This window comes from Modestobacter versicolor, from assembly GCF_014195485.1.
Lineage (GTDB): Bacteria > Actinomycetota > Actinomycetes > Mycobacteriales > Geodermatophilaceae > Modestobacter > Modestobacter versicolor.
In genome coordinates, this window is the sequence record NZ_JACIBU010000001.1 from 1690021 (window position 1) to 1710148 (window position 20128).

The 20128-nt window shown below is 73.1% G+C and carries 19 protein-coding genes; 8 read left to right on the forward strand and 11 right to left on the reverse strand.

Annotation, left to right across the window (positions count from 1 at the left end):
* Position 1: 1 nt before the first annotated feature.
* From FHX36_RS08160 to FHX36_RS08180, 5 genes are all read right to left on the reverse strand, one after another.
* Entirely contained in the window at positions 2–982 is a 981-nt protein-coding gene (locus tag FHX36_RS08160) for an ROK family protein (RefSeq protein ID WP_110552780.1), read from the reverse strand.
* Complete coding sequence (locus FHX36_RS08165) at positions 979–1851, reverse strand: carbohydrate ABC transporter permease (protein ID WP_220035981.1); 873 nt, start codon at positions 1849–1851, stop codon at positions 979–981. The genes FHX36_RS08160 and FHX36_RS08165 overlap by 4 nt, the downstream gene beginning before the upstream one ends.
* Positions 1848–2849: a carbohydrate ABC transporter permease gene (locus FHX36_RS08170; RefSeq protein ID WP_110552781.1), complete on the reverse strand. Its 1002-nt coding sequence runs from the start codon at positions 2847–2849 to the stop codon at positions 1848–1850. The genes FHX36_RS08165 and FHX36_RS08170 overlap by 4 nt, the downstream gene beginning before the upstream one ends.
* Before the next feature lie 74 nt (positions 2850–2923).
* Positions 2924–4261, reverse strand: coding sequence for an extracellular solute-binding protein (locus FHX36_RS08175; protein ID WP_110552782.1), 1338 nt, complete (start codon positions 4259–4261; stop codon positions 2924–2926).
* A gap of 91 nt (positions 4262–4352) precedes the next feature.
* Positions 4353–5534: an ROK family protein gene (locus tag FHX36_RS08180; protein ID WP_221202817.1), complete on the reverse strand. Its 1182-nt coding sequence runs from the start codon at positions 5532–5534 to the stop codon at positions 4353–4355.
* A 112-nt stretch (positions 5535–5646) separates the two neighbouring features.
* On the opposite strand from FHX36_RS08180, the gene selD reads away from it, so the two are divergent.
* From selD to FHX36_RS08210, 6 genes are all read left to right on the forward strand, one after another.
* Positions 5647–6654 carry a selenide, water dikinase SelD gene (gene selD / locus FHX36_RS08185; protein WP_110553083.1) on the forward strand — a complete coding sequence of 336 codons (1008 nt, stop codon included), beginning with the start codon at positions 5647–5649 and terminating at the stop codon, positions 6652–6654.
* Positions 6655–6862: 208 nt separating this feature from the next.
* The gene (locus FHX36_RS08190) at positions 6863–7837 is read left to right on the forward strand and encodes a carbohydrate ABC transporter permease (protein WP_220036005.1); all 975 of its coding nucleotides are present in this window, start codon (positions 6863–6865) and stop codon (positions 7835–7837) included.
* Positions 7834–8736, forward strand: coding sequence for a carbohydrate ABC transporter permease (locus tag FHX36_RS22745; protein ID WP_110553082.1), 903 nt, complete (start codon positions 7834–7836; stop codon positions 8734–8736). The genes FHX36_RS08190 and FHX36_RS22745 overlap by 4 nt, the downstream gene beginning before the upstream one ends.
* 74 nt (positions 8737–8810) lie before the next feature.
* The gene (locus tag FHX36_RS08200; protein WP_110553081.1) at positions 8811–10106 is read left to right on the forward strand and encodes an ABC transporter substrate-binding protein; all 1296 of its coding nucleotides are present in this window, start codon (positions 8811–8813) and stop codon (positions 10104–10106) included.
* Positions 10107–10140: 34 nt separating this feature from the next.
* The gene (locus tag FHX36_RS08205) at positions 10141–11250 is read left to right on the forward strand and encodes an ABC transporter ATP-binding protein (protein WP_110553084.1); all 1110 of its coding nucleotides are present in this window, start codon (positions 10141–10143) and stop codon (positions 11248–11250) included.
* A 96-nt stretch (positions 11251–11346) separates the two neighbouring features.
* Complete coding sequence (locus FHX36_RS08210; RefSeq protein ID WP_110553080.1) at positions 11347–12312, forward strand: zinc-binding dehydrogenase; 966 nt, start codon at positions 11347–11349, stop codon at positions 12310–12312.
* Positions 12313–12327: 15 nt separating this feature from the next.
* Here the strand turns inward: FHX36_RS08210 and FHX36_RS08215 are convergent, their stop codons facing one another.
* The 5 genes from FHX36_RS08215 to lepA all read right to left on the reverse strand — a co-directional run bounded on the left by FHX36_RS08215 (position 12328) and on the right by lepA (position 17654).
* Positions 12328–12636 carry a hypothetical protein gene (locus tag FHX36_RS08215; protein WP_110553079.1) on the reverse strand — a complete coding sequence of 103 codons (309 nt, stop codon included), beginning with the start codon at positions 12634–12636 and terminating at the stop codon, positions 12328–12330.
* A 46-nt stretch (positions 12637–12682) separates the two neighbouring features.
* Positions 12683–14407 (reverse strand): MFS transporter, encoded by a 1725-nt coding sequence (locus tag FHX36_RS08220; protein WP_183513662.1) that lies wholly within the window; start codon positions 14405–14407, stop codon positions 12683–12685.
* Positions 14376–15077 carry an LppX_LprAFG lipoprotein gene (locus tag FHX36_RS08225; protein ID WP_110553296.1) on the reverse strand — a complete coding sequence of 234 codons (702 nt, stop codon included), beginning with the start codon at positions 15075–15077 and terminating at the stop codon, positions 14376–14378. Before FHX36_RS08225 ends, FHX36_RS08220 begins: the two co-directional genes overlap by 32 nt.
* Positions 15078–15141: 64 nt before the next feature.
* Entirely contained in the window at positions 15142–15810 is a 669-nt protein-coding gene (locus tag FHX36_RS08230) for an MOSC domain-containing protein (protein WP_258372913.1), read from the reverse strand.
* Positions 15807–17654, reverse strand: a complete 1848-nt coding sequence (lepA, locus tag FHX36_RS08235) for a translation elongation factor 4 (RefSeq protein ID WP_110553297.1) — start codon at positions 17652–17654, stop codon at positions 15807–15809. Before lepA ends, FHX36_RS08230 begins: the two co-directional genes overlap by 4 nt.
* A 227-nt stretch (positions 17655–17881) precedes the next feature.
* Between lepA and rpsT the strand changes: the two genes are divergently transcribed.
* Together rpsT and FHX36_RS08245 are read left to right on the forward strand one after the other, a co-directional pair.
* Positions 17882–18142 (forward strand): 30S ribosomal protein S20, encoded by a 261-nt coding sequence (gene rpsT / locus FHX36_RS08240; protein ID WP_110553298.1) that lies wholly within the window; start codon positions 17882–17884, stop codon positions 18140–18142.
* Positions 18143–18242: 100 nt separating this feature from the next.
* Positions 18243–18827, forward strand: coding sequence for an RBBP9/YdeN family alpha/beta hydrolase (locus FHX36_RS08245; RefSeq protein ID WP_110553299.1), 585 nt, complete (start codon positions 18243–18245; stop codon positions 18825–18827).
* A 73-nt stretch (positions 18828–18900) separates the two neighbouring features.
* Here FHX36_RS08245 and holA read toward each other — a convergent pair whose 3' ends face one another.
* Positions 18901–20076 (reverse strand): DNA polymerase III subunit delta, encoded by a 1176-nt coding sequence (holA, locus tag FHX36_RS22750; protein WP_343056584.1) that lies wholly within the window; start codon positions 20074–20076, stop codon positions 18901–18903.
* Between the last annotated feature and the right edge of the window lie 52 nt (positions 20077–20128).

Here is a 20128-nt window from a genome sequence, read left to right on the forward strand (position 1 = left end):
CTCACGGGACCGCGGCCACCTGCGGCGCCCGGGCGACGTCCCGGGCGCGCAGGGCGGCCCCGATCGGCGCGACCGGCACGTCGCGGGGCACCACCTGCACCCGGTCGGCGATGCGCAGGCTGCGCAGGAACGGCGACCCGGTCGCCTGCTCCCCCAGCTGCCGCACGACGGCCGCCAGCAGCGGCTCCCCGACCTCGGCGACCCCACCGCCGAGCACGACGTGCTCGACGTCGCAGGTGAGCACCACCAGCCGGACGGCGGCGGCCACGGCGGCGGCGAAGGTGTCCTGGAGGCCCTGGGCCACCGGGTCACCGCCCGCCGCGGCGGCGAAGAGCTCGGCCGCCGCCGGCCGGCCGGACCGGCTGGGCCACGCTGCGTCGATCGCCGACCCGGAGGCGTAGAGCTCCAGGCAGCCCCGCTGACCGCACGGGCAGACCGGACCGGCCGGGTCGTAGGGCACGTGCCCGATCTCCCCCGCCCCGCCCCGGTGGCCGCGCCGCAGCTGCCCGCCGAGCAGCAGCCCGGCGGCCACCCCGGTGCCCAGCCCGAGGAAGGCCAGGTCACCGCGGAGCCCGAGGACCCGGGCAGCACCGACGGCGGCGACGTTCAGGTCGTTCTCCACCACCACCGGCACCCCGCGCACCTGGGCGGCGAGCAGCGGCGCCAGCGCGACCCCGCGGTCGTGGATGCCGAGGTTCACCGCGTGCGAGACCTCCCCGGTGACCGGGTCGACCAGACCGGGCACCCCGGCGCCGACGCCGGCGAGGTCGGCCGGGGACAGCCCCGCGGCGGCGCAGAGCCGGTCGACCACCTCCGCGGCCGCACCGACCACCCCCTCGGTGCCCCAGCGGGTGGGCACCCGGACGCTGCCGCGCACCACCCCGCCGGCGTCCAGCAGGACGCCGAGCACCTTGGTGCCGCCGATGTCCAGGCCGACCGAGCAACGCCCGGCGACGGGGTCGGCGGTCGCGGGGGCGGTCACCCCTTCACCGCGCCGGCGACCAGCCCGGCGGACAGCCGGCGCTGGACGAAGAGGAAGAAGACGATGACCGGGACGGCGATCAGCGCGGCGCCGGCCATGACCAGGCCCCAGTCGGTGGCCCGGTTGGCCTCCACCAGCCCCTGCAGCCAGAGCGGCAGGGTGCGCTGGTCGGGGTCGGTCATGACGACCAGGGCGAGGGTGTACTCGTTCCACGCCTGCAGGAAGCCGTAGACACCGGAGGCGACCAGCCCGGGGGCCAGCAGCGGGAAGGTGATCCGGAAGAACGCCTGGGTGCGGGACAACCCGTCCACCATCGCCGCCTCCTCCAGCTCGACCGGGACGCCGCTCACGAAACCGCGCAGCATCCAGATCGTGAACGGCAGCACGGCCGCCGTGTACACGATGCTCAAGCCGAGGAAGGAATTGACCAGACCCCAGTTGTCGAGCATCTGGTACTGCGAGATGAAGAGCCCTTCCGCCGGGATCATCTGCACCACGAGAATGGTCACGATGAACGACCGCCGCCCGCGGAAACGGAATCGGCTGAGCGCGAGTGCGGCCACGAACGCGCACAGCACCGCGACGACGAGCGTGACGCCGACGACGGCGAGGGAGACCTTCATCGAGGCGTAGAAGCTCGAGTCGCTGAACACCCGCCGGAAGTTGGCGAGCGTGCCGTCGAAGGGGAAGAAGGTGGGCTCGGCCGTCCGCAGCCGGTTGGTCGGCAGGAAGGCGCTGCTGATCATCCAGTAGATCGGGAAGACCCAGACGAGGGCGACCACCACCGCCAGCGCGCCGAGCAGCCGGCGGCCCAGCCGGGTGCGGGCCGGGGGGCGGCGGCGCGCCGGGGCCGGCCGGAGGGCGGTCACAGCTCCTCCTCGCGCAGCGTGCGGCGGATGTAGGAGCCGGTGAGGACCAGGGTGATCAGCAGCATGATCGTGGCCATGGCGCCGGCCATGGAGAACTCCTTCGACAGCGAGTAGATGTAGGTGCCGAGCAGGTGCGTCTCCCGGGTCGGGGCACCGGCGCGCTGCAGGACGTAGATCTGGGTGAACACCCGCAGGTCCCAGATGACCTGGAGCAGGCCCACCACGAAGAGCACCGGCTTGATCAGCGGCACCGCCAGGAACCGGAAGCGCTGCCAGCCGGTCGCGCCGTCCAGCTGCGCGGCCTCGACGCACTCCGCGGGCACCTGCAGCAGGCCGGCGTAGACCGAGAAGACGACGAACGGCACGCTCATCCAGACCACGATCACCGTGGCCACGAAGTAGAACGACAGCGGCTCGATCAGCCAGGAGTGCTGGCTCATGCCGCTGAAACCCAGCGGCTCGGCGAGCAGCCAGTTGACCACCCCGTACTGGGAGTCGAACAGCCACTGCCAGACGGTCATGGTGGCCAGCACCGGGGTGCCCCAGGCCAGCAGCAGGCCCACCTGCAGGGTGATCCGCGGGCCGCGCGACACCTTGGTCATCAGCACGGCCAGGGCCACCCCGACCGCCATCGTCACGGCCGCGTTGACCAGGCAGAAGGCGACGGAGCGGGCGATGACCCCCCACACGTAGGGGTCCGACAGCAGCGTGACGTAGTTGTCCAGCCCCACCCACTCGGCGGGGCGGCCGAACTGCTGGGCTAGGCCGTACTCCTGGAAGGAGAGGACGAACTGCCGCACCAGCGGGTAGCCCAGCCCGAGCAGGACGACCACGGCGGCGGGGACGAGCAGGGCGTAGGGGCCGAGCCGGAAGGCCGGCACCCGGCGGCGGGTCCGGCGCGGGGCGCCGTCGGCGACCGGCTCCGGGTCGGGCACCACCACCGGCGGGCGGGGTGGGACGGGCGGTGGGACGACGACCGAGTCGGTGCGAGCGGGCATGGCGGTGCTCCGGTGGCCAGGACCTGGGTCGGGGGCGCGGGTGGGGACCGCGCCCCCGACCGGGGGTCGATCGGTCAGTTGAGCGCGTCGGCGATGAGCTGGTCCGCCTCGGCCGCCGCCTCGGCAGGGTCGGCACCCCCGGCGATCTGCTGGAAGAAGTCCTCCAGGATCCGGGCGCTCTCCACGTCGGCCCACTTCTCCGCCGGCGGGGTGAGCTTGGCGTCGATCGCGGCGTCCCGGGCCGCCTGGGCGTACGGGTCGTCACCGAGGGAGTCGGCGTACTGGGTGTTCCCGGGGATCAGCCCGTTCTCGCCCAGCATCGTCTGGTACTCCTCGCTGAAGACGATCTCCAGCAGGTCGCGGGCCAGCTCCTGGTTCGGCGACTTCGCCGGGATGGCGATGTTCGAGCCACCGGCGAAGACCGTCGCCGGGGTGCCGGCGGACAGGCCCGGGAGCGGGAAGACCCCGGTCTTCTCCTCGTTGCAGGCCTGCTGCTCGGCCAGCAGGGCCTTCGCAGCCTCCGACTCGTCGTCGGGTGCGACGCCCTTGTTGCACTCGGGCAGGTCGATGCTCCAGCGGGCCCACGTCGGGGCGGAGAACATCGCCGCCTCACCGTTGTTGAACGGGACCCACGGGTCGGCCGAGTCGGCGTCCTTGGGTGCGCTGGTCGCGGTGGTGAACAGCCGCTGGACCTCGGCGAGCCCCTTCTGCGACTCGGGGCTGGACAGCGTGCCGACCCACTCGTCGCCCTGCTTCTCGGCCAGGTCGCCGCCGTTGGTGTAGAGCCAGGCGATGCCGTTGTACCAGTCCTGGCCGGGGAACCAGAACCCGGAGAAGCTGGCCGCCCCGGCGGGCTTGGCCGCCTGCAGGGCGACCGCCGCGTCGGCGAACTCGGCCATCGTCGTCGGCACCTGCACGCCGGCGGCCTGGAACAGGTCCTTGCGGTAGAAGACCGCCCGGGCACCGGAGTAGTAGGGCACCGCGTAGAGGGCGTCGTCGACCCGGCCGGCCTCGACGAAGCCCTGCAGCAGGTCGTCGCCGCCCAGGTCGTCGTACATGTCGCTGATGTCGCTGAAGGCGCCGGCGTAGGTGAAGGTCGGGCTCTGGGTGTTGCCCACCTCCACCAGGTCCGGCGTCTGGTCCTCCGAGGCCAGCGAGGTCTGCAGGCGGGAGACCAGGCCGGTCCAGTCCTGCTCCTCGATCACCAGCGTGTCGCCGGGGTGCTGGTCCTCGAAGGTGGCGATCAGGTAGTCCCGCAGCTCCTGCGGGGTGTCGGCGCCGTTGACCCACATGGTGAGCTCGGTGCCACCCCCGCTGTCGGCCTCGGCGTCCTCTCCGCCGCCCCCGCAGGCGGCCAGGGTGAGCATGCTGACGGCCACGGCGGCCAGGGCGCTCGTGCGTACCCTCGTCATGTCGGTCTTCCTTCCCGATGCGCGGACGGCGCCGGACAGCGCCGTTCCAGGGGTTGCGATCTCCGATGTGCAGGAGGTCGGCTCGGGGTGGTCACGTCACCCCGAGCTGACCGGACAGCACGAGCACGGCCGCCCCGGACAGGACGCCGTCCTCGCCGAGCGAGGTCATCCGCAGCTCCACGTGGCTGCTGATGGCCGGCATGGTGCGCTCCTGGAGGGCCGCCAGCGCTGCCTCGCGCAGCGGCCCGTCCAGCAGCTCGCGGGGGCCGCTGAGCACGACCTCCGCGAGGTTCATGGCGCTCACCACGGGGGCGAGCACGATCCCGAGGCGCCGGCCGACCGCGGCGAGCGCGGTGTCGGCGCCCGCGGCGTCCTGCCCGGCGGTGCGGCGGCGCATCGCCGGGACCGACAGCACGGTCTCCAGGCAGCCCATCCGGCCGCACGCGCAGGGGGCCGGCCGGCCGAGCGGGGCGTGGTCGACGTCGTCCCGCTCGTCGACGGCGGTGACGTGGCCGAGCTCGCCGGCCGCGTGCTCGTGGCCCTGGACCAGGGCGCCGTCCAGCACGATGCCGGCGCCCACGCCCTCCCCCACGGTGAGCACCAGCAGGCCGGTGTCGGAGGCGCCGCCGTAGGTGAACTCGCCCAGCGCCGCGGTGTTGGCGTCGTTAGCCACGTGCACCGGGACGCCGAGCGCCTCGTGCAGCAGGGCGGCGAGCGGGACGTCGTACCAGCCGCGGTTGGGCGCCTGGACGACGGTGCCCGCGTGGTCGATGACGCCCGGGGAGCCGACGCCGACGCCGAGCACCGGGTGGGTCGCCGCGGCGACCAGCTCCCGGCAGAGCTCGACCAGCGCCGCCACGGCGGCCTCGCCGGTGCGGCCGCCGACCGAGGCCGCCCGCCGCTCGCGCACCTCGCCGGAGAGGTCGAGCACCGCGCCGTGCATCCGCTCGTCGTCGGCGAGGTCGACCGCGACGATCTGGAAGGCGTCGGTGCGCAGGCCGACCAGGGTGCCGGGCTTGCCGACCTTGCCCTCCGCGCGCAGCCCCAGCTCGGTGACCAGCCCCTCGGTCATCAGCGAGGAGACGAGGTCGGAGACGGTGACCCGGGTCAGGCCGGTGGTGCGGGCCAGGTCGGCGCGCGAGCAGGGACCGGAGTGGAACAGCTGCTGCAGGACCATCGACCGGTTGTGGGCGCGGGCGTCCTCGGGCAGCACCTTGGTCGTCGGGCGCAGCAGCCGGCGCTGCCGCTGAGCTCCCTGCGTTGTCGCCGTCACGTTTGTTAGGACACCGTCCTTACATATTCCTGTCAAGGGGTGTCCACGTGCGAGACACGTTCGTGACACTCGCGTCCCACGCGCCTCGGACCGAGGCCTAGATTGCTGAGGCGTGACCACGACCTCGCTCCCCGTCCGGCTCACCCAGTACGCCCACGGCGGCGGCTGCGCCTGCAAGATCCCGCCCGGCGAGCTGGAGGCCGTGGTCGCCGGCCTCACCCACACCGGCCCCCGGGACCCGGCCGCCGAGCTGGTCGTCGGGCTGGACGACGGCGACGACGCCGCGGTGGTGCGGCTCCCCGGCGGTCAGGGCCTGGTGCTCACCACCGACTTCTTCACCCCGGTGGTCGACGACGCGTACACCTTCGGCCGGATCGCCGCCGCCAACGCCCTCTCCGACGTCTACGCGATGGGCGGGACGCCGGTGATGGCGGTGAACCTGCTGGGCTGGCCGCGCGACGTGCTGCCGGCCGAGCTGGCCGCCGAGGTGCTGCGCGGCGGGCTGGAGGTCGCGCACGAGGCCGGCTGCCACGTCGGCGGCGGCCACTCCATCGACGACCCGGAGCCCAAGTACGGCATGGCGGTCACCGGCGTGGTCGACCTGGACCGGCTGATCCGCAACGACGCCGCCGTCGCCGGGACGCCGCTGTCGCTGACCAAGCCGCTGGGTGTCGGGGTGCTCAACAGCCGGCACAAGAACACCGGCGAGGTGTCGGAGGAGGCGGTCGCGTCGATGACCGCGCTGAACGCCGAGGCCTCCGTGGCGGCGGTCGCGGCCGGGATCCGCGCCGGCACCGACGTCACCGGCTTCGGCCTGCTCGGCCACCTCTACAAGATGGCCCGGGCCAGCGGGGTCACCGCGGTCGTCGACGCCGCCGCCGTCCCGTACCTGGCCGGCGCGCGGCAGGCGCTCGCCGACGGCTGGGTCTCCGGCGGCACCCGGCGCAACCTGGACTGGGTGCGCCCGCACGCCGACCTGTCCGCGGTGTCGGAGGACGAGGCGCTGCTGCTGGCCGACGCGCAGACCTCCGGTGGCCTGCTGCTGGGTGGTGAGGTGCCCGGCGCCCCGGTGATCGGCGAGTTCGTGGCGCAGCAGGAGTGCGCCGTCGTCGTGCGCTGAGTCCCCCGCCGGGTCGCCCGCCGGCCCAGGGAGCCGACGCCACGCCACAGGAGTGGGCCGCGTCACAACCTTGGAGCTATCTTCTCGCCGTGAGCACCTGGGGGAAGGTCGTGCGGCAGCACGGGAACTGGCCTGTTCACCGGCGCGGGTGCCCGCCGAACCCCGGGCGCCACCTGCCGTTCACCGCACCCGGACAGGGTCCTCGGCTGTGAGCGCCGAGCCGATGACCGCTGCGCCGGCCCCGGCGCCCCTCCCGGCTCCGCCGTCCGGCACCCCCGGCAAGGTCCGGAAGTCGGGGAACCCGCCGGGCAACCGGCGCCGGGACCTGCTCATCGCCGCCGCGTTCCTGGTGCCCAACCTGGTCCTGCTCGTGGTGTTCACCTACCGGCCGCTGCTGGACAACATCCGGCTGTCCTTCACCAGCTGGAACATCTCCTCCCCGAGCGCGACCTTCATCGGCGTCGACAACTACGTCGAGTGGTTCACCAGCGACTCCAGCCGGCAGGTCCTCTGGAACACCATCGTCTTCACCGGGTCGGCGGTCGTCGGCACGATGGTGCTCGGCCTGGTGCTGGCCCTGCTGCTGGACCAGAAGCTGTTCGGCCGCAACGCGGTCCGCTCCCTGGTGTTCGCCCCGTTCGTGCTCGCCGGGGCGGCCGTGGGGGTGGCCTTCCAGTTCGTCTTCGACCCGACCTTCGGCCTGATCCAGGACCTGCTGGCCCGGGTGGGGATCGACGCGCCGCAGTTCTACCAGGACCCGGACTGGGCGTTGTTCATGGTCACCGCCACCTACATCTGGAAGAACCTCGGGTACACCTTCGTCATCTACCTGGCCGCGCTCCAGGCGCGCCGGGTCGAGCTGGACGAGGCCGCCGAGATCGACGCCGCCTCGACCTGGACGAAGTTCCGGCGGGTCACCTGGCCCCAGCTGCGGCCGGCGACGTTCTTCCTGCTGATCACGGTGCTGCTCAACAGCTTCCAGGTCTTCGACGTCATCAGCGTCATGACCCGGGGCGGACCGCTGGGGAACGGCACGACGACGATGGTCTACCAGATCTACCAGGAGACGTTCGTGAACCAGCGGGCCGGCTACGGCGCCACGGTGGCGACCATCATGTTCCTCGGCCTCCTCGTCATCACCCTGGTCCAGGTCCGCGTGATGGAGCGGGGGCGGGAGTCGTGACCACCGTCGCCCCCCGTCCGGAGACCGACGCCGCAGCCCGCCGCGGCGCGCACGCCGACACCGCACCGCACCAGCGCACCAGCCCGCTGTCCCGGGTGGGCGGCTACCTCGGGCTGCTGCTGGTGGTGGTGCTGGTCGCGCTGCCGCTGTACTGGATCCTGGTGACCTCGCTGAAGGACCGCCCGGACATCTACACGGTGCCCGTCACCTGGCTGCCCGACCCGTTCACCAGCGACAACTACCGCGCGGTCGGCACAGGCGTCTCGTTCACCGACTACCTGCGGAACTCGATCATCATCACCACGGTGCTGACGGTCGTCGAGGTCACGCTCGGGGTGCTGTCCGCCTTCGCCCTGTCCTTCCTGCGCTTCCCCGGCCGAACGCTGGTGCTGCTGTTCGTCATCGCCAGCCTGATGGTCCCCAACCAGGTGACGGTGATCAGCAACTACGCGCTGGTCGCCCAGCTCGGCTGGCGGAACACCTTCGCCGGCATCATCGTGCCGCTGGCCGGCGTCGCCTTCGGCACCTTCCTGATGCGCAACCACTTCCTGTCGCTGCCGAAGGAGATCATCGAAGCGGCGGAGATGGACGCGGCCGGACCGCTGAAGATGCTGTGGCGGGTCGTGCTGCCGATGTCGTGGCCGACGCTGATCGCCTTCACGCTCATCACCATCGTCAACGAGTGGAACCAGTACCTCTGGCCACTGCTGATGGCCGACGACTCCTCGACCGCGCCGCTCCCCGTGGGGCTCGCCCAGCTCCAGGACACGGCCGGGCTCACCAACTGGGGCCCGGTCATGGCGGGGACGGTCATCACCATGCTGCCCATCCTGGTCATCTTCCTGCTCCTGCAGCGACACATGATCAAGGGGCTCACCGCCGGGGCGGTCAAGGGCTGAGCCACCGGACCACCCACCACCGCCCCACCTTGACCGCACGCACTGCGCACTGATCGACGAACGGGAGCACCGCCATGACCGAACTGGACCGCCGCAGGTTCCTCCAGCTGACCGGCATCACCCTCACCGCCGCCGGCCTCGCCGCCTGCGCCGGCACCGGCTCCTCCGAGGACTCCGGCGACGACGGCCCCGTCGAGAGCCTGACGTTCTGGTCGAACCACCCGGGAGAGTCCAAGCCGGTCGAGACCGAGCTGCTCGACGCCTTCACCGCCGACACGGGCATCGCCGTCAAGCTGGTCACGGCGGGTGCGACCTACGAGGAGGTCGCGCAGAAGTTCAACGCCGCCCTCTCCGGCGGCGAACTGCCCGACCTCGTGGTGGCCTCGGACGTCACCTGGTTCAACTTCGCGCTCAACGAGGCGATCACCCCGATGAACGACCTGTGGTCGGCCGCGGACCTGGACGTCGACGGTTACGTCGAGTCCCTGGTCTCGGACTACGAGTTCGACGGGAAGAACTACGCGCTCCCCTACGCCCGGTCGACCCCGCTCTTCTACTACAACAAGCAGATGTGGGCCGCGGCCGGGCTGCCCGACCGCGGGCCGGAGACCTGGGCCGAGTTCGCCGAGTGGGCGCCCCGGCTGGCCGCCGCCAACCCGGGCATCCCGCCGCTGGCCCTGCCCGACGGCAGCAACTACCTCGACTGGCACTTCCAGGGGATGATCTGGACCTTCGGCGGCGCCTACTCCGACGAGTGGAAGCCGACCTTCACCTCGCCGGAGTCGCTCGAGGCCGGCCAGTACCTGCAGGACCGGTTCAAGCAGGGTCACCTGGCCATCAACAACGACCCGAACAGCGTGTTCGGCGCCGGCCAGGCTGCCTCGCTGCTGCAGTCCACCGGTTCCCTGGGCGGGCTGTCGGAGACCGCCGGCTTCGACTTCGGCACCGCCTTCCTGCCGGGCCCGACGCCCGGGTGCCCGACCGGTGGCGCCGGTCTCGCCATCCCGCAGCGGATCTCCGACGAGCGGAAGGAGAAGGCGATGCAGCTGCTCGCCTTCCTGACCAACACCGAGAACACGATCACCTTCACCCAGGCCACCGGGTACATGCCGGTGCGCAAGGACGCCGTCGACGACCCGAAGACGCAGGCCTTCCTGGAGGAGCGGCCGAACGCCCGCACCGCGCTGGAGCAGCTCGAGCTGACCCAGTCCCAGGACTACGCCCGGGTCTTCCTCCCCGGTGGCGGCGCGCGCATCGGGGCGGCCCTGGACCGCATCACCATCGGCGGCGAGGACGTGGAGACCGTCTTCGGGGAGCTGGACGAGGAGTCCACGACGGTGTTCGAGCGGGACATCGAGCCCAAGCTGTGACCAGCCTCCGCAGGACGGGTAGGGGGTGCCCGGCATGGCCTCGGTGACCTTCGAGGCGGTGACCCGCTCGTTCGCCCAGGCCGAGCGGCCGGCCGTCGACCGCCTCGACCTGGAGGTCTCCGACGGCGAGTTCCTCGTCGTCGTGGGGCCCTCGGGATGCGGCAAGTCGACCAGCCTGCGGATGCTGGCCGGCCTCGAGCCGATCGACTCGGGGCGGGTGCTCATCGACGGGCAGGACGTCACTGGGCGTCGGGCCCGGGACCGCGACGTCGCGATGGTCTTCCAGAGCTACGCCCTGTACCCCAACATGACGGCCGGGGAGAACATGGCGTTCGCGCTGAAGAACCTCGGGGTCGGGGCCGACGAGATCCGCACCCGGGTGGCCGAGGCGGCGCGGGTCCTCCAGCTCGAGGAGCTGCTGGACCGGAAGCCGGCGAAGATGTCCGGCGGCCAGCGGCAGCGGGTGGCGATGGGGCGGGCGATCGTGCGCGACCCCAAGGTCTTCTGCATGGACGAGCCGCTGTCCAACCTGGACGCCAAGCTCCGGGTCTCCACCCGCGCGGAGATCGCGAGCCTGCAGAAGCGGCTGGGCACCACCACCGTCTACGTCACCCACGACCAGACGGAGGCGATGACCATGGGCGACCGGGTGGTCGTCCTCCGCGACGGTCAGCTGCAGCAGGTCGGCACGCCGATCGACCTCTACGAGCGGCCGGTGAACACCTTCGTGGCCGGCTTCATCGGCTCCCCCGCGATCAACCTCGTCACGGGGGTGCCGGTCCGTGACGGGCGGGCCGTGCTGATGGAGTCGCTCCAGGTGCCGCTGCCCGCCACGGGTGCTGCGCGCGCCCTCGACCGGGTCACGGTGGGCATCCGCCCCGAGGGTGCGGACACGGTCGGCGCTGCCGGGTCGACGGGCGACGACCGGCTGACCGTGCGGGTCGCCCGGGTGGAGCGGCTGGGCTCGGAGGTCTTCGCCTACGTCGACCCGGTCGGGCTGGTCGACGGGGCGGTCGGGACCGCCGAGCACATGGTGTTCCGGCTGGACAAGCGCCAGGACCTCCAGGACGGCGCGGTGCTGCAACTGCGCGTCCAGCTGCCGGAGGTGCTGGTCTTCGACGCCGACGGGCACGCGCTGCGGTAGCACCAGGGACGCCGTCCGCACCGGTCGCCCGCCGGTCGGTGCGGACGGCTCCTGGCCGCAGTGCGCCCCTGGGGGTGGCGGTGCCATAGTCGCCCCATGCTGGCCGCCTTCGTCTCCACCCCCGCCCCGGACGACCCGCTCTCGGTGCTGGAGGTCGGTGACCGTCCCGAGCCCGAGGCCCCCGACGGCTGGACGACGGTGACCGTGAAGGCCGCCTCGCTCAACCACCACGACCTGTTCAGCCTGCGCGGCGTCGGGCTGCCGGCCGAGCGGATGCCGATGACGCTGGGCTGCGACGCCGCCGGCCTCGACGAGGACGGCAACGAGGTCGTCGTGCACGCGGTCATCTCGTCGGCCGGCTGGACCGGCGACGAGACCATGGACCCCAAGCGCTCGCTGCTGTCGGAGGTGCACCAGGGCACGCTGGCCGAGAAGGTCGCCGTCCCGCGGCGCAACCTGGTGCCCAAGCCGGCCGAGCTCTCCTTCGCCGAGGCCGCCTGCCTGCCCACCGCGTGGCTCACCGCCTACCGGATGCTCTTCGTCCGCTCGGGCCTGCGGCCGGGGTCGACCGTGCTGGTGCAGGGCGCCAGCGGTGGCGTCGCGACGGCGCTGATCCGGCTCGGCAGCGCCGCCGGCTACCGCATCTGGGTGACCGGCCGCAGCGAGGAGAAGCGGGCGGCGGCGCTCGCGCTCGGCGCGGACCAGGCGTTCGAGTCCGGTGCCCGGCTGCCCGAGCGGGTGGACGGCGTCATGGAGACCGTCGGCGAGGCCACCTGGAGCCACAGCATCAAGTCGCTGAAGCCCGGCGGCGTCGTCGTCACCTGCGGGGCGACCACCGGCTTCAACCCCGGCGCCGAGCTCAACCGCGTCTTCTTCACCCAGCTGTCGGTCATCGGCTCGACGATGGGCACCCGCGAGGAGCTCGACGACCTGATCCAGATGTGCCGGATCACCGGCGTCCGCCCGGAGATCGACGTCGAGCTGCCGCTGGCCCAGGCCCGCGACGGCTTCGAGCGGATGCTCGAGGGCCGCACCGCCGGGAAGATCGTCTTCACCCTCTGACGCGGCCCGCTCGGGTCAGGAGTGGACGTGGGCCGCGGGCACGACCAGGCCCCGCGGCTCGAACTCCTCCGTGAGCGGCGGAGCCGGCGATCGCCGGCCACCGGAGAGCTCCGCCATCGTCGGACCGACGACCTCGGCCTCGTAGCGGGCGTACTGCTCCCGGGACTCCCAGACCTCGAGCACCTGGAAGCCGGCCGGCGTCTGCCTCGCGACGTGGCAGAGCAGCCCCTCCACCGGGCCGGTCACCCGCCGGCGGAGCTCGGCGTGCATCGCGTCGTAGACCTCGATCGGTGCCGGTACGTCGATGACGATCCCGAAGGTCATGACGACCTCCTCACCCTGGTGCGGGTCATCCGGACGGCGCTCGACGCTAGTCCGCCGGGCTTCGGCGCGGAAGGCGCAGCAGCGCCAGGGCGGCGACGGCGGCCAGCGCGGCCGCGACCGCCGCGCCGGCGAAGACGGTGTGCAGCTGGGTGAGCACGGCTGCGTCGGTGGCCTGCTCGTAGGGCGCGCAGTCGGTCGGGGTCTGCGGGCACAGCTCGAACGGTGGGTCGATCGCGGCCACCTCGGCGGTGAACCGGCGCAGCGCGACCGCGGTGAGCAACGCCAGCCCGACCAGCATGCCGACGGTGCGGGCGACCACCGCCAGGGCCCCGGCACTGCCGTGCACCGCCGGCGGGGTGACCGCGAGCAGGACGGCGTTCACCGGCGCGATCGCCAGGCCGAACCCGAGCCCGGCCGCCGCCAGCACGACCGTCGACGCCGCCCCGTCCAGGGCCTGGGCGTCCCAGCCGGTCATCGCCCACAGCGCCAGGGCGGTGAGCGCCGCTCCCCCGGCGGCGACGAACCGGGGCGCGACCACCCGGCACAGCCAGCCCCCCGCCACCGCCCCGACCGGGACGGCGACCAGCAGCCGGACGAGCACCAGCGCGGCGCCCAGCTGGTCGTCCCCGCCGAGCGAGCGGGCGAACAGCGGGACGTCGACCAGGGCAGCGACCAGCGCGACGCCGACGAGCAGGTTGACCAGCAGCGCGCCCCACGCACCGGCCGGGCGCAGCGCCGCCAGCGGCAGCACCGGGTCCGGCGTCCGGCGCTCCCACAGCACGAACGCGACCGCGGCCGCAGCGGCCACCGGCAGCAGCACCGGGCCGTGCGCGACGACCTCGGTGGCCGGGTCGGCGGCGGCGAAGGCCCAGACCAGGGTTCCGAGGGCGACGACGACGAGCACCGAGCCGACGACGTCCAGCTCGCGGGCCAGTGCGGGCAGGCCGCGCAGCGGGAGCACCGCGCCGGCCGGCCGGGCCAGGCTGCGCACGATCAGGCCGAGCCCGGCGACGACGGCGACCAGCACCAGCGGCGTCACGCCGGCGACCGGCACCCACAGCAGCCCGAGCGTCACGTCCTCGGCGAGGGCGGCCGGCTCGGCCAGCCGCAGCCCCAGGGCCCCGGCGGCCAGCACGGCGAGCGCCAGGCCCAGCGGATCGGGCCGGCGGGTGCGGCCGGTGGCGAGCACGCCCGCCGCGAGCGCGAGACCGAGCAGCAGGTTGAGCCAGAAGATGGCCCGCCAGTCGGCCACGGCGAGCACCGCGGCGCCGGCGAGCGGCCCGAGCACCGCGCCCAGCTCCTGGACGGCGCCGACCACCCCCAGCGGCACCGCGCGGCGCTCGGGTGGCCAGCGGTCGGCCACCAGCGCGAGGGTCGCCGGCACCAGCCCCCCGGCGCCGACGCCCTGCAGCCCGCGGCCCAGCACGGCCGGCCCCAGCTCGGTCGCGGTGGCGGTGAGCAGCGAGCCGAGCGCGAACAGCAGCAGGCAGCCGACGAGCACCGGCACCCGGCCGCGCAGGTCGGCCAGCCGGCCGAGCAGCGGCAGGGTCGCGGTGTAGCCCAGCAGGAAGCCGCCGATGATCGGCGTGGCCCGCTGCAGCTCGTCCAGGCCCACGCCCACGCCGGTCAGGACGTCGGGCAGCGCCAGGACGACGACGTAGGTGTCGGCCGCGGTGACCAGCACGGCGAGCGCCGCGAGGACGACCACGGCCAGCCCCGGGGCGGCCGGGGCGGCGGCCTCAGCCGGTGGGCGGTGCGGTGATCTCGACATCGGCCCCGAAGTCGCTGAGCGCGACCGTGTAGGTGCCGTCCTCGTCGGCGACGAAGAACGGCCCGGTCAGCGCCACCTCGCGCAGCTGCCCGCTTTCGGTGGCGATCGACATCCGGGCCTGGACGGCCTGCGCGGGGTCCTTGCTGCTGAGCACCTGCTCGACCAGGTCACCGGGGATCGACGCGGTGACCTCGCGGACGACCTCGCCGTCCACCCGCCGCTCGTCGCCCAGCTCGGCGTCCTGGGCGCCGGTCAGCAGCTGGGAGATGCCGGACTCCGGGTCGAGCAGCGCGCCGGGGTCGCCGAGGCCGAACTGGGCCGGGTCGACCACGCTGAAGGTCGAGGCAAAGGGGAGCTGGGCGTAGACGGTGCCGTCGACCGAGACGACCTCGACGTCGATCGCCCCGCCGAGCGCCGTCACGTTCAGCGTCCCGGCGAAGGACGCCGGCCGGACGATGTCGCCCTCGCCGCCGACCAGCGTGGTGCCGGTCGGCGGGGCGCCCTCGCTGTCGAGGACGAAGTGCGCCGACGACGCGTCGTCCAGCGTCGTCCGGGCGCGCTCCAGCAGGTCGGCGGCCGACTCCTCCGGCTCACCGCCGCAGGCGGTCAGCGCCGGGGCGAGGAGCAGGGCGAGCGCGAGCACCGTGGTGCGTGCGCGGCGGTGCGACAACTGGACCTCCCCGTCGTGGCCGGCCGGTGCCCGGACCCCGGCGGACCCTAGCGCGGTGGCCCGGTCAGGTCTGGGCGGCGAGCCGTCGCTCGATCTTCGCGGCCAGCTTCGGCTGGTCCTTGAGCGGCAGGTGCGGCAGCGCCGGTGCGAGCTCGGGGAGCCGCGCCTTCTCGGTCATCACGATCCGGAACGCCGTCTCCACGGTGATCCCGTGGTCGGGCCGGGAGACGACCTCCACGGCGTCGCCGGCACCGAGCTCACCGGTCTCCAGCACCCGCAGGTAGGCACCGGTGGCGCCGTGCGCGGCGAACCGCTTGACCAGGTCGGGGATGCCCCAGAACCGGGCGAAGTTGGCGCACGGGGTGCGCCAGGCGGTGACCTCGAACAGCGCGGTGCCGATTCGCCAGCGGTCGCCCAGGACGGCGTCCCGCAGGTCCAGCCCGGTGGTGCGCAGGTTCTCACCGAAGCGGCCGGGCGGCAGGTCGCGGCCGAGCTCGACGGCCCACCAGTCGGCGTCCTCCTGGGCGTAGGCGTAGACCGCCTGGCCCTCGCCGCCGTGGTGCTTCTTGTTGACCTGGACGTCGCCGTCCAGGCCGAGCGGGTGGACGGCGACCCGGCCGGCGACCGGCTTCTTGTCGATGCCCGACCGGTTGGGCCGCTTGTCCGGCAGCGGCAGCAGGTCGCTGCCGGAGACGCAGACCGCCTCGACCCGGCCGCTGGCGAGCACGGTCACTTGGGCTTGGCGGCGGTCGACTCGTTGGTGGAGAGCGCGGCGACGAACGCCTCCTGGGGGACCTCGACGCGGCCGACCATCTTCATCCGCTTCTTGCCCTCCTTCTGCTTCTCCAGCAGCTTGCGCTTGCGGGTGATGTCACCGCCGTAGCACTTGGCCAGCACGTCCTTGCGGATCGCGCGGACCGTCTCGCGGGCGATCACCCGGGAGCCGACGGCGGCCTGGATCGGCACCTCGAACTGCTGCCGCGGGATGAGCTCGCGCAGCTTGCCGGCCATCAGGACGCCGTAGCTGTAGGCCTTGTCCTTGTGCACGATCGCGGAGAACGCGTCGACGGCCTCGCCCTGCAGCAGGATGTCGACCTTGACCAGCTGCGACTCCTGCTCACCGGCCTCGGCGTAGTCCAGGCTGGCGTAGCCGCGGGTGCGCGACTTCAGCGCGTCGAAGAAGTCGAAGATGATCTCGCCCAGCGGCAGGGTGTACCGCAGCTCGACCCGGGTCTCGGAGAGGTAGTCCATCCCGGTGAGCGACCCGCGGCGGCTCTGGCAGAGCTCCATGATCGCGCCGGTGTAGTCGCTCGGGGCGATGATCGTGGCGTTGACGATCGGCTCGTAGACCTTGTCGATCTTGCCCGCCGGCCAGTCGCTGGGGTTGGTGACGACGACCTCGGACCGGTCCTCCATCACCACCCGGTAGACCACGTTGGGTGCCGTGGAGATCAGGCTGAGCCCGGCCTCGCGCTCCAGCCGCTCGCGGACGATCTCCAGGTGCAGCAGGCCGAGGAAGCCGACCCGGAAGCCGAAGCCCAGCGCCGCCGACGTCTCCGGCTCGTAGACCAGCGCGGCGTCGTTGAGCAGCAGCTTGTCCAGCGCCTCGCGCAGCAGCTGGTACTCGCTGCCGTCGATCGGGTAGAGGCCGGAGTAGACCATCGGCTTGGGGTCGCTGTAGCCGCCGATCGGCTCGGTGGCGGCGTGGTGCTGCAGGGTGACGGTGTCGCCGACGCGGGACTGGCGGACGTCCTTCACGCCAGTGATGAAGTAGCCGACCTCGCCGACGCCGAGCCCGGCGACCGGCTTGGGCTCCGGGGAGATGACGCCGATCTCCAGCAGCTCGTGGACCGCGCCGGTGGACATCATCTTGATCCGCTCGCGGCCGCTGATCCGGCCGTCGACGACGCGGACGTAGGTGATGACGCCGCGGTAGATGTCGTAGACCGAGTCGAAGATCATCGCCCGGGCAGGGGCGTCGGCGTCGCCGACCGGGGCCGGGATCTTCTCCACGATGGCGTCGAGCAGCTCGGCGACGCCCTCACCGGTCTTGCCGCTGACCCGCAGCACGTCGTCGGGCTCGCAGCCGATGATGTTGGCGATCTCCGCGGCGTACTTCTCCGGCTGCGCGGCCGGCAGGTCGATCTTGTTGAGCACCGGGATGATCGTCAGGTCGTTCTCGATGGCCAGGTAGAGGTTGGCCAGCGTCTGCGCCTCGATGCCCTGGGCGGCGTCGACGAGCAGGACGGCGCCCTCGCAGGCGGCCAGCGACCGGGAGACCTCGTAGGTGAAGTCGACGTGCCCCGGGGTGTCGATCATGTCGAGGACGAACTCGGTGTCGGTGTGCGCGCCGGTGCGCGGCGTCCAGGGCAGCCGGACGTTCTGCGCCTTGATGGTGATGCCGCGCTCGCGCTCGATGTCCATCCGGTCGAGGTACTGGGCGCGCATCTGGCGCCCCTCGACGATCCCGGTCACCTCGAGCATCCGGTCGGCCAGCGTCGACTTGCCGTGGTCGATGTGGGCGATGATGCAGAAGTTCCGGATCCGGGTGGGATCGGTGGATGCAGGAGTGGTCACAGTGCTCCCATCGTCCCACGAGCAGGGCCGGCGTCCAGCCATTGCCCGTGACGGGCGTCGTCGCCGCCGGTGCAGCGCTGGTGCGGCGCTGGTGCGGCGCTGGTCGGACCGGCGCCGGTTGGGCCGACCGGGCCGGGCTGGTATCTTGTGAGGCCGGTCCGCTGTGCGCTCGATTGCGCCGTGGACGCACTGTCAGACACCTCCCTCCGATCACCCGAGGCTCACGCGTGGCGAACATCAAGTCCCAGATCAAGCGGATCAAGACCAACGAGCTGGCGCGCAAGCGCAACGTCGCGGTCAAGTCCGCCCTGAAGACGTCGGTCCGGCGCTTCCGCACGGCCGCCGACGCCGGGGACAAGGACGCGGCGGTCACCGCCCTCCAGGTCGCCAGCAAGGCGCTGGACAAGGCCGCCAGCAAGGGCGTCATCCACAAGAACCAGGCGGCGAACCGCAAGTCGGCGCTGGCCAAGAAGGCCGCCAGCCTCTGAGGCTGCGCACCCGCTCGACGGCGAGCCCCTCTCCCTGCTGGGAGAGGGGCTCGTTGCTGTCGGGGGGCTGGTACCCCCGGACTGATCGGAGGAGACCGCGATGGACCGGCGTTTCCTGGTGCTGCACGGCTGGCAGAACCACCGGCCGGCCGGGCACTGGCAGTGGCTGCTGACCGAGGCGCTGCGGGCCCAGGGGGAGCATGTGCTGTACCCGCAGTTCCCCTCCGCCGACGACCCGTCGCAGGCGGAGTGGACGGCGCTGCTGCGGGCCGAGCTGGCGCAGCTGGGCTCCGGTGAGCGGGTCGTGGTCGCGCACTCGCTGGGCGTCTGGCTGTGGCTGGCCGTCGCCGGCACGCTGACCGCCGACGAGCGGGTCGACCGGGTGCTGCTGGTGGCGCCGCCGTCGGCCGAGGTGCTCGCCGGGTACCCGGAGGTCGCGGAGTTCGCCCGGGTGCCGCTGGACCCTGCTGCGCTGGCCCGCGGGGCGGCGTCGACCCGGCTGGTCGCGAGCGACGACGACCCGTACTGCCCCGGCGGGGCGGCCTCCGTCTTCGCCGGGCTCGGGCTGGACGTCGACGTGCTGCCCGGCGCCGCGCACCTGGACCTGGACGCCGGCTACGGGCGCTGGCCGGCGGTGGAGGCCTGGTGCCGTGACCCGTCGACCCGGCTGACCCCACGGGCCTGAACCGGCTGGACCGGCTGGACCGGCTCGTCCGACCCGGCTGATCGCGTGAGCCGGGGCCGCGGAGCGGGCGTGCTCAGCGCCCGGAGCGGAGCCGTTCCCCGCGACCGGCGGCGCCAGCCGCCCGGATGGCGACGATCCGGCGGACGGCGCGCTCGAGGGCGTAGTCCGCGCTGGCCGCGGCGCCCTTGACGTCGGCGTTCAGCTCGGCGGCCACCCCGATCGCCTGCTGCAGGGCGTCGATCGTCCAGCCCCGTGCCTGGCTCTGCGCCTTCTTCACCTTCCACGGCGGCAGCTTCAGCTGGCGGGCCAGCTCCCCGGTGTTGGTGGTGTTGAGCGAGGCGACCCGGGCGGCGGTGCGGACCCCGTCGGCGAGGGCATCGGCGATCAGGACGTGCGCGACACCGCGGTCCAACGCCCAGCGGAGCATCTCGATGGAGCCGGCCGAGTCACCGACCAGCACGCGCTCGGCCACGGTGAACCCGGTGACCTCGGCCTGCCCGCGGTGGAACCGGGCGACCGCGTCGGCGTCGATGACCCCGCCGAAGTCCGACACCAGCTGGCTGGCCGCCGCGGAGAGGTTGCGCAGGTCGTTGCCGACCGCGTCGAGCAGGGCGGTGACCGCGTCCGGGGTGATCTTCCCGCCGGCGTGCCGGACCTCGTTGCGCACGAACGCGACCCGTTCCCCGGCGGAACTGATCTTGGGGCACTCGTCGACCGCCGCACCGGCGGCCTTGAACGCCTTGACCAGGGCCTCGTTGCGCTTGCCCCCGTGGTGCACGAGCACGAGCGTCAGCTCCGGGTCGGGTTCCTTGGCGTAGGCCACCAGGTACTCCGCCAGGGCCGCCGCGGCCTCGTGCACGCCGGTGACGACGACCAGCCGGTGGCCGCCGAACAGCGAGGGCGCCAGCACGTCGGCCAGGTCGCCGATCGGCAGGCCGGCCGCGGCCAGCTCGTGCTCCTCGCTGTCCTGGTGGAGCTCGCGCACCGCGGCCCGCACGGCCGAGACGGCGCGGGCGCGCAGCAGCTCCTCCTCGCCCGCCACGACCCGCAGCCGGGACGTCGGGGCGGGCGGTGCTGCCTGGGGTGCTGCCACGCGACCATGCTGCCACGGCGGACCGACGCTCCCGGACCGCTGCGGACCGGCCCGCCGGGACCCCGGGGACCCCGTCGGCGGTCGCCCGCTGGACGACGTCCGGTCCGCGCACGGCCACACCCCAGTCCCCCGCCTCCCCCACCACCGCGACGTCACCGTCCCGGTCGGTCCGGTAGGTGCGCATGCCCCCGTCGGCGACCAGGTCGAG

Coding starts and splice junctions, on each gene's coding strand:
- FHX36_RS08220 (WP_183513662.1), bottom strand. CDS start 14,407: ATGTCGAGATCACCGCACCGCCCACCGGCTGAGGCCGCCGCCCCGGCC.
- FHX36_RS08205 (WP_110553084.1), top strand. CDS start 10,141: ATGGCCTCGGTGACCTTCGAGGCGGTGACCCGCTCGTTCGCCCAGGCC.
- FHX36_RS08175 (WP_110552782.1), bottom strand. CDS start 4,261: ATGACGAGGGTACGCACGAGCGCCCTGGCCGCCGTGGCCGTCAGCATG.
- FHX36_RS08200 (WP_110553081.1), top strand. CDS start 8,811: ATGACCGAACTGGACCGCCGCAGGTTCCTCCAGCTGACCGGCATCACC.
- FHX36_RS08210 (WP_110553080.1), top strand. CDS start 11,347: ATGCTGGCCGCCTTCGTCTCCACCCCCGCCCCGGACGACCCGCTCTCG.
- FHX36_RS08245 (WP_110553299.1), top strand. CDS start 18,243: ATGGACCGGCGTTTCCTGGTGCTGCACGGCTGGCAGAACCACCGGCCG.
- FHX36_RS08170 (WP_110552781.1), bottom strand. CDS start 2,849: ATGCCCGCTCGCACCGACTCGGTCGTCGTCCCACCGCCCGTCCCACCC.
- FHX36_RS08215 (WP_110553079.1), bottom strand. CDS start 12,636: ATGACCTTCGGGATCGTCATCGACGTACCGGCACCGATCGAGGTCTAC.